We start from the raw sequence: 12,756 nt of genomic DNA, 5'->3' as shown, positions 1-12,756 counted from the left end.
CTCAGCCGAACATCACCAATTGTCGCGATGCGACTCCCCTACCGACACATGCCGCGTGTCGCAGGCGACGCATGCCCGATGCGCGACCCCGGGAGCCGAAATGCCCAAGCGTACAGACATCAACTCCATTCTGATCATCGGTGCAGGTCCGATCGTCATCGGACAGGCCTGCGAATTCGACTATTCCGGAACCCAGGCCTGTAAGGCCCTGAAGGCGGAGGGGTACCGGATCATCCTGGTCAACTCGAACCCCGCCACGATCATGACGGATCCGGAATTGGCCGATGCCACCTATATCGAGCCGATCACACCGGAGATCGTCGCCAAGATCATCGAGAAGGAACGCACGGAGCGTCCCGACGAGAAACTTGTCCTGCTGCCGACCATGGGCGGCCAGACCGCGCTCAACTGCGCGCTCAGCCTGCGCAAGATGGGCGTCCTCGACAAATGGGACGTGGAGATGATCGGCGCGACCGCCGACGCCATCGACAAGGCCGAGGATCGCGAACGCTTCAAGGACGCGATGACCAAGATCGGTCTCGATACGCCGCGCTCCAAGCTCGCCCACGCCATGGCCGACGGCTATGCGGCGCTTGAGGAAATCGGGCTGCCGGCGATCCTGCGCCCCTCCTTCACCATGGGCGGCACCGGCGGCGGCATCGCCTACAACAAGGAAGAGTTCCTCGACATCCTGGAGCGCGGCCTCGACGCCTCGCCGACCAGCGAAGTGCTGATCGAGGAATCGGTGCTCGGCTGGAAGGAATACGAGATGGAGGTGGTCCGCGACCGCGCGGACAACTGCATCATCGTCTGCTCGATCGAGAACGTCGACCCGATGGGCGTGCACACGGGTGATTCGATCACCGTCGCCCCGGCGCTGACGCTGACCGACAAGGAATACCAGATCATGCGCGACGCCTCGCTGGCGGTTCTGCGCGAGATCGGCGTGGAAACCGGCGGCTCCAACGTGCAGTTCGCGGTCAATCCGGAAGACGGCCGGCTCATCGTCATCGAGATGAACCCGCGCGTGTCGCGTTCCTCCGCGCTTGCCTCCAAGGCGACCGGCTTCCCGATCGCCAAGGTCGCCGCGCGTCTTGCCGTCGGCTACACGCTGGATGAACTGGAAAACGACATCACCGGCGGCGCGACGCCCGCCTCCTTCGAGCCCTCCATCGACTACGTCGTCACCAAGATCCCGCGCTTCGCCTTCGAGAAGTTCCCGGGCGCGCAGCCGGTGCTGACGACGGCGATGAAGTCGGTCGGGGAGGTCATGGCCATCGGCCGCACCTTCCCCGAAAGCCTGCAGAAGGCGCTGCGCGGCCTGGAGACGGGGCTTTCCGGCCTCGACGAAATCGACATTCCGGGCCTCGGCCAGGGCGACGACAAGAATGCCATCCGCGCCGCCCTCGGCGTGCCGACGCCGGACCGGTTGCTGAAGGTTGCCCAGGCCATGCGGCTCGGCCTCGACAACGAGCAGATCCACGAGGCCTGCAAGATCGATCCCTGGTTCCTGGAACAGCTCCGCGACATCGTCGAGCTGGAGAACAAGGTCACGAAACACGGTCTGCCGGAAAATGCGCAAGCCTTCCGCACGCTGAAGGCCATGGGCTTTGCCGATGCCCGGCTGGCGAAGCTCGCCGGGCTCCAGGAAGAGGACGTCACGGCGCGGCGCACCGCGCTCGCCGTGCACCCGGTCTACAAGCGCATCGATACCTGCGCGGCCGAGTTCGCCTCGCCGACCGCCTACATGTATTCCACCTACGAAGCCCCCTTCGCCGGCCAGACCGCCAACGAAGCCCAGCCCTCGGAGGCGACCAAGGTCATGATCCTCGGCGGCGGACCGAACCGCATCGGCCAGGGCATCGAATTCGACTACTGCTGCTGTCACGCGGCTTTCGCGCTGGCAGACGCCGGCTACGAGTCGATCATGGTCAACTGCAACCCGGAAACGGTCTCCACCGACTACGACACCTCCGACCGGCTCTACTTCGAGCCGCTGACGGGCGAGGACGTGATGGAGATCATCCGTATCGAGCAGTCCAAGGGCACGCTCAAGGGCGTGATCGTTCAGTTCGGTGGCCAGACGCCGCTGAAGCTCGCCCAGGCGCTGAAGGATGCCGGCGTGCCGATCCTCGGCACCTCGCCCGACATGATCGATCTGGCCGAGGACCGCGACCGCTTCCAGAAGCTCCTGCACAAGCTCGACCTCAAGCAGCCGGACAACGGCATCGCCCACTCGGTCGATGAAGCCCGCGCGATCATCAAGGAAATCGGCTTCCCGGCGGTGATTCGCCCCTCCTACGTGCTCGGCGGCCGCGGCATGGAAATCGTGCGCGACGACGAGCACTTCGAGCGTTACATCAACGAGGCCGTCGTCGTCTCCGGCAAGAGCCCGGTTCTGCTCGACCACTATCTCTCCGATGCGGTCGAGATCGACGTCGACACATTGTGCGACGGCAAGGACGTGTTCGTCTGCGGCATCATGGAGCACATCGAGGAAGCCGGCATCCATTCCGGTGATTCGGCCTGCACCCTGCCGCCGCACTCGCTGTCGCCCGATATCCTGCACGAGCTCGAGGAACAGACCCGCGCCATGGCGCTGGCCCTCAATGTCGGCGGCCTGATGAACGTCCAGTACGCCATCAAGGACGGCACGATCTATGTGCTCGAGGTCAATCCGCGCGCCTCGCGCACCGTGCCCTTCGTCGCCAAGACCATCGGCATTCCGGTGGCCAAGATCGCGGCGCGCATCATGGCCGGCGAGGCGCTGGCCGACTTCGCATTGAGCCGGAGCGAGCTCGGACATGTTGCGGTGAAGGAGGCGGTGTTCCCGTTTGCCCGCTTCCCCGGCGTCGATACGGTACTGGGCCCCGAGATGCGCTCCACCGGCGAGGTGATGGGTCTCGACCGCGCCTATCCAGTGGCCTTTGCGAAATCGCAGCTTGGCGCGGGTGTCAAGGTGCCGACCGAAGGGACCGTCTTCATCTCCCTGCGCGACGCCGACAAGCCGCGCATCCTGGAGACCGCACGCATCCTCGAACGCTGCGGCTTTTCGATCATCGCCACCGGCGGAACACAGCGATATCTCGAGGAAAAGGGAATTAGCTGTCGCAAGATCAACAAGGTGCTTGAAGGGCGGCCGCACATCGTTGATGCTATCAAGAACGGTGAGGTCCATCTCGTCTTCAACACGACCGAAGGCGCTCAGGCCCTGACCGACAGCCGGTCCCTCCGTCAGGCGGCGCTGCTGCACAAGGTGCCCTACTACACCACCTTGGCAGGTGCGATTGCCGCTGTGCTGGCGATTGAGGCATACAAGACCGGCAGCCTTGAAGTCAGGCCGCTGCAGGATTACTTCCCCTCGGCTGCCTGAGAGACGCGACGGCGTTCGACGGTCCGAAATCCGGGTGCGCAGCATACGCGGCACCGACGGAGAACGGCCCGGAGGACCGCACGAATGATCGTGTGAAAGCCCGTAGCGAGAGATTGTTGACCGGATCCTGGCTATCCGGTTCGTTGAACTGATCGGCGCGGGCGCCTCGGGGAAACCCCGGCGCCCGGCCGTATTTTATTGACTGTCGGCGCCGCCTGAAGGGTGGCGCGACCGTACCGAGAGGTCGATAACGCATGGAAAAGATCCCGATGACGATTGGCGGCCACGCCAAGCTCGAACAGGAGCTGAAGCATCGGACCTCGGTCGAGCGCCCGCGGATCATTCAGGCGATTTCCGAGGCGCGCGCGCATGGCGACCTTTCCGAAAACGCCGAATACCACGCCGCCAAGGAACAGCAGAGCCACAACGAAGGGCGCATCAACGAGCTTGAGGACAAGCTGTCGCGTGCCGAGATCATCGACGTCTCCAAGCTCAGCGGCGACAAGATCAAGTTCGGTGCGACGGTGACCCTGATCGATGAGGACACCGAGGAAGAAAAGACCTACCAGATCGTCGGCGACGCAGAGGCCGACGTGAAGGAGGGGCGGGTCTCCATCTCCTCGCCGATCTCGCGGGCACTGATCGGCAAGGAAGTCGGCGACAGCGTCGAGGTCGCGGCGCCGGGCGGCGCCCATTCCTACGAGATCACGGAAGTGCGGTTCGTCTGAGAACGCGCAGCCACTCGGCAAGGACAGGTATCAAGGCGCGCCCGTCAAGGCGCGCCTTTTCGCGTTTGCGAAGCGGGGCCGGCCCTGTCGAAATCGAGCGGCCGCACTAGTTGACGATACAATGCGCCTTCGGACGCAAGGCGGAAGCCGCAAGGATAATGCACCGCCTCCCGCGGGAAGAGGGTTGGGGCGATTGTCTGGGTTATTTCCGGAAACGGAGAACCCGCCCCGCCCAAGGCTCATAGCCAACACACGAGACCCGCATGCCGGATACCGACCTCAAGCCGAAAACCGGAACGAAGCCGAAGCTCGAACGGCCGAGGATGCATAAGGTCATCCTGATCAATGACGACTACACGCCGCGCGAATTCGTGGTGATGGTGCTGGAGGCCGAGTTCGGCATGAACGAGGCGACGGCCGGGCGTGTGATGCTGACCGCACACCAGAAGGGCAGCGCCGTCATCGCCGTCTACCAGAGAGACATCGCCGAGACGAAGGCGACGCGGGCCGTCGACATGGCGAAGAAGTTCGGTTTCCCGCTCATGTTCACGACCGAGCCCGAGGAATAACCGCGCACGGTCGCGCGCGCCACGCATGGCCCCTTGCCAGACGCGCGGCGGAAGACCAATCTGCGGCCCGCTCTCACCACCACAAGAAGACGCGTCCATGCCCGACAAGCCCACTGTTACAATCACCTATTGCCGGCAGTGCAACTGGCTGCTGCGCGCGGGCTGGATGGCACAGGAGCTTCTGCAGACCTTTTCGGAAGAACTGGGAGCGGTGAAGCTGGTGCCGGCGACCGGTGGCGTCTATCACGTCACCGTGCGCCATGAAGGCCATGAGACCCTGCTGTGGGACCGCAAGGCCGAAAACGGCTTTCCCCAGCCCAAGGTGATCAAGCAACGGCTGCGCGACGTGATCGATCCCGATCTTGCCCTGGGACATGTCGACCGGGATTGAGCCGTGCGGCTGCCCGGAACAAAACCGCAACCCCGCCTCTTCCCTTGAGCGGGGAGTCGCTCCATATTCGGCCGCATGGCACCGAAGAAATCCTCCCCCCGCGAAGACGATATTCCCGAGACGCCCGGACACGACAACGCCGGCTTCGGCGAAAGCCCGCAAGCTCCGTTCGAGGGGGCTCCCCTGTCGGGTTCCGTCTCCAACTGGGCGCGCGAGATTTCCGAGGAGGCGATGAAGGCGCCGCCCGCGAAGAAGGCGGACAAGGCCCCGAAGTCGGAAGCGAAGAAGCCGGCGAAATCCCGCGCCAAAAGGGCTGACGCGCCCGCCAGCCAGCCTGTCAGCCCCAAGGCCAAGGCGGCCGGCGGCATGAACCCTATCGCCGGGCTCGACATTTCGCTGGAAGACGCCGAGGAGCTGCTCGCCAAACAGGTTGCGGAGACGAAGAAACGCAACAAGCGCAAGGGCAAGAATGCGCTGCCGGAGCTTTCCGGCGACCAGGGCGCCACCGCCACAGTCGCCGCGCTATCTGCCCTGATCGAAAGCGGCAACCCGCTGCACAAGGACGGCAAGCTGTGGACGCCGCACCGCCCGCCGCGGCCCGAAAAGTCCGAAGGCGGCGTGCCCATCGAGCTTGTCACCGAGTTTCAGCCCTCTGGCGACCAGCCGACAGCCATCGCCGATCTGGTGTCCGGCGCCAATGACAACGAGCAGACCCAGGTGCTGCTCGGCGTCACCGGCTCGGGCAAGACCTTCACCATGGCGCAGGTGATCGCCCGCACCCAGCGCCCCGCCCTTATCCTCGCACCGAACAAGACGCTGGCCGCCCAGCTCTATGGCGAGTTCAAATCCTTCTTCCCGAACAATGCGGTGGAATATTTCGTCTCCTACTACGACTACTACCAGCCGGAGGCCTACGTCCCGCGCACCGACACCTATATCGAGAAGGAATCCTCGATCAACGAGGAGATCGACCGGATGCGTCACTCGGCCACCCGGGCGCTGCTGGAGCGCGACGACGTCATCATCGTCGCCTCGGTGTCGTGCATCTACGGTATCGGATCGGTCGAGACCTACACCGCAATGACCTTCGCTCTGGAAGTGGGCGAGCGCATCGACCAGCGCCAGCTTCTGGCCGACCTCGTCGCGCTTCAGTACAAGCGCAACGACGCCGCCTTCCAGCGCGGCGCCTTCCGCGTGCGCGGCGACACCATCGAGATCTTCCCCGCCCACTACGAGGACCGCGCCTGGCGGATCTCGCTGTTCGGCGACGAGATCGACTCCATCACCGAATTCGACCCTCTGACCGGCCAGAAGTCGGGCGAGATGAAATCGGTCAAGGTCTACGCCAATTCGCACTACGTCACGCCGAAACCCACGCTGAACCAGGCGGCGAAATCCATCAAGGCGGAGCTGCGCCATCGCCTCGAGGAATTGAACAACCACGGCCGGCTGCTGGAAGCGCAGCGGCTGGAACAGCGCACCCTGTTCGACCTGGAAATGCTCGAGGCGACGGGCTCGTGCGCGGGCATCGAGAACTATTCGCGCTATCTCACCGGCCGCGCGCCGGGCGAGCCGCCCCCCACTTTGTTCGAATATCTGCCGGACAACGCGCTGGTCTTCATCGACGAGAGCCACGTCACCGTTCCGCAGATCGGCGGCATGTACCGGGGCGACTTCCGCCGCAAGGCGACGCTGGCCGAATACGGCTTCCGCCTGCCGTCGTGCATGGACAACCGCCCGCTTCGCTTCGAGGAATGGGACGCCATGCGGCCGCAGACCGTCTGCGTCTCCGCGACGCCAAGCAATTGGGAGATGGAGCAGGCGGGCGGCGTCTTCGCCGAACAGGTCATCCGCCCCACCGGCCTGATCGATCCCCCCGTCGAGATCCGCCCGGCCAAGTCCCAGGTCGACGACCTTCTGGGCGAGGTGCGCGAGGTGGCGGCGAAGGGCTACCGCTCGCTCGTCACCGTGTTGACCAAGCGCATGGCCGAGGATCTGACCGAATACCTGCACGAGTCCGGCGTGCGCGTGCGCTACATGCACTCCGACATCGACACGCTGGAGCGCATCGAGATCCTGCGCGATCTCCGCCTCGGCGCCTTCGACGTGCTGATCGGCATCAACCTGTTGCGCGAGGGCCTCGATATTCCCGAATGCGCCCTGGTGGCGATCCTGGATGCGGACAAGGAGGGGTTCCTGCGCTCCGAGACCTCGCTGATCCAGACCATCGGCCGCGCGGCGCGCAATGTCGACGGCCGGGTGCTGCTTTATGCCGACCGCATCACCGGCTCGATGCAGCGCGCCATCGACGAGACCGATCGCCGCCGTGCCAAGCAGGTCGCCTACAACGCCGAACACGGCATCACGCCGGAATCGGTGAAGAAGAACATCGGCGACATTCTCTCCAGCGTTTACGAGCGCGACCACGTCACGGTGGATTCGGGCTTTGCCGAAGCGGCCGGCGAGATGATCGGCCACAATCTCTCGGCCCATATCGAGGCGCTGGAAAAACGCATGCGCGATGCCGCCGCCGACCTCGATTTCGAGGAAGCGGCCCGCCTGCGCGACGAGGTCAAGAGATTGCGTGAGACGGAACTGGCGATCTCGGACGATCCGCTGGCCCGCCAGTCCGCGATCGAGGACAAGAGCGGCGGCTATCGCGGCGAGCGGCAATTCGCCGGCAACGCGAACGTTCTGGCCTCATCCAAGGTGCGCAAGAACAAGCTGGACGAGATGACGGTGGGAAGGACGGAAGTCCCGCTGGGAAGCGACCAGCCCCCCACCCCGCGCGGCCGACCCGGCATCGGCAGCGAGGAGAAGAAGGGGCCGAGGGGACGTCCGCGCAAGACGGGACGTGCGGGGAGGTAGGGGCCCGTCTCCACGGAAAAGGAAATTCCATGTCCCGGACCGAAGCTTCCAGCCCAAAGAAGCCGGCCCTATCACCTCTCCAACGGGGAGAGGTCGGAGCGAAGCTCCGGGTGAGGGGTGTCGGGTCATCCGTATCCACGTGACATCCCATCCCCTCACCCCAGCCCTCTCCCCATGGGAGAGGGAGCCAGACCGTGCTTGCTGCAACACCGAGGCAAACCAACGCCCGCCCAAAGAAACTTATCCCCGCCCCTTCTCGCGCCCCTTATCCTTTTCCCATCGCCCGGCCATGAGCGGGAAGCCATGGCAGACCGTCTGTCGTGTTGGCCGGGGATCGTGACGGCGTCTGGCTCAAAGGGACTAACGGACCCGAGTAGGCTGACGCGACCGGACAGTCGTTGGGGGCCCGGGTATGCAGGGCACACGGCTTTGGAACGACCGGAACCAGTCCTTCGGGAAAGGCGCCGGATCGCTCAGGGGGTACCGCCGCAGGCATGCCTTCGAAGTCGTGGTGTGGGTGAGCCAAGTCGAGAGCCAGAGCGTGACTTCCGGGAAAACGTCGTGGGCAGGGTAACGTCGCCATGGCCGAAGACTCGATTGAACACCGATAAAGGCCTGGCAATGCCGGCCGCGCCCTGCCGATTCCCCTCCAACGCCGGACCCGCGGGCCCAGGCGCCGAACGTGCGTGCGCTGCGAGCAGTCTCTGAAACGACCGCTTTCGCACGCTTCGTATTAAAATCAATATTAACCAATCAGATCAATTGCTTTACACGTGATTTATGACAGTCAATATTTAACAAATCTAATTATTATCCGTTTTTATTGTTGGCGCCAAAGTTTCCATTCCACTACCCTAGCGGCATATATAAGTAGGCGAGAGCCCTTACTATCGTTAACATCCGGTTAACGCTATATCCCTTGGCGTACCGGACAACGGCGGGAAAGAGGGCCGTATGGCGTCATCCAGGAGTACAGACATGGGTATTTTCTCCAGCAGGCAGAACCCGCCTTCCGGCGAGGGCGGCGCGCGGCCGACGCCCTATGGCGCGCGTGACGAAGAAGAAGCGCTCGACAACGCGGACATGGAGGACTCCAACGTTCAGGAAATTTCGCCGCTGGCCTTGCGCATGCAGGAGAAGCTGCGCAGCCTCGACAACCTGAAATCCCGCGTCGGCGGGCTCGGGCGCACCTTCGAGCAGATGAACGCGCTGGCCGCCGAAAGCTCAAATTCCATCTCGCTTCTGTCGGAATTCGTCGATTCCGCGCGGACCCACATCGAGACCGAGATCCGGCTGAAGTCGGAAAACGCCAAGCTCGCCACCGACCTGATAGACCGCAACCACGAGGTGAAATCCCTCACCGCGCAACTCGACGAAGCGCAGGCCGAGGTCCATTCGCTGCGGAAACGCGCCACGGAAACGCGCACCGCGCTGGAAGGCGCGCGCAACGACCTCGTCTCCATCCGCGACAACAACAAGAAGGTCAACGAGGAGTATCGCTCCCAGAGCGCCCGGCTCGTCGAGGCCAACGCCCAGATCGCCGAGCTGACCGGCGAACTCAAGGACACGAGCGCCAAGCTCGCCGCCCAGGAGGAGCATTCCGAGAACCTGAAGAATGCGCTCGAGGGTGTCACCAAGCGCGAGAAGGAACTGCAGCAGAACCTCGCCGAAAGCGCCGCCCTGCTGGAGCAGGAGGTGAAGAAGTCGCAGCAGCTCACCTCCGAGCTTGAGGCGGCCAAGCGCGAAGTCATGCAGTTCCGCAACGAATCGATCGACCTCAAGTCCCGCCTCGATATCTCCGAGCAGGAGATCGAGTACGCCAAGTCGCGGCTGGAAGAGGAAAAGCGCAAGCACGACAACGAGATCTACACGCTCAATTCAGAGATCGAGAACCTCTCCTCGCAGCGCCGCATCGGCGCCCATTCTCTGCAGGAAATGGCCACCGAGAACAACTCGCTGAAGGAGCGCAACCGCGATATGGTCAAGCGCATGCAGGAGATCGAACACCTGCTCGATGGCGCCCAGAAGAACCACGAGCATGACCGCAACGAGCTCGTCGGCGCCAATGCCAAGCTGCGCGAGCTGAACCTGCGCTACAACGCGATCCTGACCGACCTCAACCACGAGCGCAGCCAGAACCTCAAATACGCCGACAACAACGAAGAGCTGGTGGAAGAGAACAAGAAACTGCAGCGCTACCGTATCAAGTACGACAGCGCCGTGGATCAGATCGCCCAGCTCAAGTCCGTCATCGCCAACTACCAGATGGCGATGGAAAAGGACGGCATTTCCTTCGAACACGCCACCGGCGGCGATGCGGTGGAGCGGGTTGAAAAGGTCCTGGCGGCGGATGAGGACATGGAGGCCGACATCTTCTCGCCTGCCGAGGAGACTGGCGGCGGAACACCCGGTGATACCACGGGCAAGGACGACGGCAACATCGTCAAGCTGCGAGACCGCGACTAGGATGTGAACCTGCCGCTGGCCTTCGACGGGGCGTGCAACACGGATGAACGGATGGCTCCGGCCTGCGGACGGGGCCACCGCCTCTCTTATTTATTGACCGCCTCTATCCGCGCGGCGACGTCTGCGCGCCCTCGCCGAGGGGGCGCTGCATATCCACGGTATCCAGCCAGCGATCGAACTTGCGTCCGACATTCTTCAGCGTGCCCACCATCGAAAAGCCAAGCGAGCGATGCAGCTCGATGGAGGCGACATTGGCGCTGTCGCCGATCACCGCCACCATTTGCCGGAAGTCGCGCGCCGTCGCTTCCTCGATGAGCCGCGTGAGGAGCTGCCTGCCGACGCCCATCCGCCGCGCCTCGGCCGCCACGTAGACGGAGTTCTCTACCGTTGTGCGATAGGCTGGCCGCGGCCGATAGGCTCCGGCATAGGCATAGCCGAGCAGGCGCGCCGCGCCATCGATCTCGCCGTGGCACACGAGATAGGGATATCCCCCCTCGACGAGCGTCTCGAACCGCCGGTGCATTTCGGTCTCATTGGGCGGAACCAGTTCAAAGGACGCCGTTCCGGTCCGGACGGCTTCGTCATAGATGGCCGTGATCGCGGGAATGTCGTCCCCGCAAGCGGCACGGATGGTAAGATCGGGCATGAAGCTGAAAGTCTCGCATGAGGCGGGGCAGAGGTGGAAATGGCTCGAAAGCGAGCCTTGGCGACTTTGCGCCCGCCTATCCGGTTCGTCCAGAGGGTGGCATGGAAAATTATCAATGCCGCCGGGATGTTTCGCGAGCTTGACTTGACGCAGGGAGCATATTGATTTCATCGGCCCGGCGGATGAGCGCCCTTGCGTCATGTGCCTTCGTCATTGCCATAAATATTATTATATACTAACATACGAATGTATTAATATAATGCAGCACACGCCCGCGCACGTATGCGATCCGGGCGGCCCCTTCGTCATGATGCACCTACCCTTGCGTCGCGATGAAAGCCCGCTCCGGCAGATCGAAGATCAAAAAGGAACAAGCCCACGCCGCGGGAGGAAACAGGAGGAATGCAATGTCCCGGGTTCTCATTCTCGGCGGTGGTGTGGCCGGCGTATCGGCGGCCTATGAAATTCGCGAGGCGCTTGGCAAGTCACACGAGGTGACGGTCGTCTCCAAGGCGCCCTACTTCCAGTTCACACCCTCCAACCCCTGGGTGGCCGTGAAATGGCGCACGCGCGAGGACATCACCGTGGACCTCGCCTCGACCCTGCCGCGCCATGGTGTGACATTCGTCCATGCGGCGGCGGAAAAGGTGCTGCCGGAGGAAAACGCCGTCCGCCTCTCCAACGGCGAAACGATGGGCTACGACTATCTCGTCATCGCGACGGGCCCGGAACTCGCCTTCGACGAGGTCGAGGGCCTTGGTCCCGACGGCTTCACGCACTCGATCTGCGACGTGGAGCATGCGACCAGCGCCCAGTCCGGCTGGGAGGCGTTTTGCGCCAATCCCGGGCCGATCGTTGTCGGTGCGGTGCAGGGCGCCTCGTGCTACGGCCCGGCCTACGAATTCGCCATGATCATGGATACCGACCTCAGGAAGCGGAAGATCCGCGACAAGGTGCCGATGACCTTCGTCACCGCCGAACCTTATGTCGGTCATCTCGGCCTTGGCGGCGTGGGCGATACCAAGGGCCTGCTGGAATCGGAAATGCGCGAGCGCCACATCCGCTGGATCACCAATGCCAAGGTGGAGAAGGTGGAAGAGGGCAAGATGACGGTCGCCGAGCACGACGATGGCGGCGCGGTGAAGAAGACCCATGACCTGCCCTTCAACTTTTCCATGATGCTGCCCGCCTTCCGCGGCATCCCGGCGCTGACGGGACTTGAAGGTCTGGTCAATCCGCGCGGCTTCGTCATCGTCGACAAGCACCAGCGCAACCCGAAATACACAAACATCTTCGGTGCCGGCGTGTGCATCGCCATCGCCCCGCTGGAGGCGACCCCGGTTCCGGTGGGCGTGCCCAAGACCGGCTACATGATCGAAAGCATGGTGACCGCGATCGCGAAGAACCTGAAGGAAATCGTCGCCGGCAAGGAACCCACCCACCAGGGCTCGTGGAACGCCATCTGTCTCGCCGATTTCGGCGATGGCGGCGTGGTTTTCGTCGCCCAGCCGCAGAACCCGCCGCGCAACGTCAACTGGTCGTCGAGTGGCAAGTGGGTGCATCTGGCGAAGGTCGCCTTCGAGAAGTACTTCCTGCGCAAGGTCCGCAAGGGCTCCACAGAGCCCTACTACGAAAAGGCGGTCATGCAGATGCTGAACATCTCGAAGCTCAAGGACAAGGAACCGGCCTGAAGCAAACGGCCGGTTCCAAAACAC

7 protein-coding genes and 1 pseudogene are annotated in these 12,756 nt (G+C 63.4%); 7 read left to right on the top strand and 1 reads right to left on the bottom strand.

Annotation, left to right across the window (positions count from 1 at the left end):
• Positions 1-100: 100 nt before the first annotated feature.
• The 6 genes and pseudogenes from carB (at position 101) to C8N35_RS18250 (ending at position 10,395) form a co-directional block, all read left to right on the top strand.
• Positions 101-3,373: a carbamoyl-phosphate synthase large subunit gene (gene carB, locus C8N35_RS18275; protein ID WP_107991158.1), complete on the top strand. Its 3,273-nt coding sequence runs from the start codon at positions 101-103 to the stop codon at positions 3,371-3,373.
• A 254-nt stretch (positions 3,374-3,627) separates the two neighbouring features.
• Entirely contained in the window at positions 3,628-4,101 is a 474-nt protein-coding gene (greA, locus tag C8N35_RS18270; RefSeq protein ID WP_107991157.1) for a transcription elongation factor GreA, read from the top strand.
• A 263-nt stretch (positions 4,102-4,364) separates the two neighbouring features.
• Positions 4,365-4,670, top strand: coding sequence for an ATP-dependent Clp protease adapter ClpS (clpS, locus tag C8N35_RS18265; RefSeq protein ID WP_107991156.1), 306 nt, complete (start codon positions 4,365-4,367; stop codon positions 4,668-4,670).
• Between the two features lie 97 nt (positions 4,671-4,767).
• Entirely contained in the window at positions 4,768-5,061 is a 294-nt protein-coding gene (locus C8N35_RS18260) for an Rdx family protein (protein WP_107991155.1), read from the top strand.
• Positions 5,062-5,292: 231 nt separating this feature from the next.
• A pseudogene (uvrB, locus tag C8N35_RS18255) lies at positions 5,293-7,686 on the top strand (excinuclease ABC subunit UvrB); the annotation flags it as partial.
• Positions 7,687-8,907: 1,221 nt separating this feature from the next.
• Positions 8,908-10,395, top strand: coding sequence for a coiled-coil domain-containing protein (locus C8N35_RS18250; RefSeq protein WP_107991153.1), 1,488 nt, complete (start codon positions 8,908-8,910; stop codon positions 10,393-10,395).
• A gap of 103 nt (positions 10,396-10,498) precedes the next feature.
• On the opposite strand, the gene C8N35_RS18245 is transcribed toward C8N35_RS18250, so the two are convergent.
• Positions 10,499-11,041, bottom strand: coding sequence for a GNAT family N-acetyltransferase (locus C8N35_RS18245; RefSeq protein WP_107991152.1), 543 nt, complete (start codon positions 11,039-11,041; stop codon positions 10,499-10,501).
• 407 nt (positions 11,042-11,448) lie between these two features.
• Between C8N35_RS18245 and C8N35_RS18240 the strand changes: the two genes are divergently transcribed.
• The gene (locus C8N35_RS18240; RefSeq protein ID WP_107991151.1) at positions 11,449-12,732 is read left to right on the top strand and encodes an NAD(P)/FAD-dependent oxidoreductase; all 1,284 of its coding nucleotides are present in this window, start codon (positions 11,449-11,451) and stop codon (positions 12,730-12,732) included.
• The last annotated feature ends 24 nt before the right edge of the window (positions 12,733-12,756 follow it).

The organism is Breoghania corrubedonensis, assembly GCF_003053845.1.
In the GTDB taxonomy this organism is placed as follows: Bacteria; Pseudomonadota; Alphaproteobacteria; order Rhizobiales; family Stappiaceae; genus Breoghania; species Breoghania corrubedonensis.
Note: the sequence above shows the minus strand (reverse complement) of the source record. Positions and strands in the feature narration are given on the sequence as shown.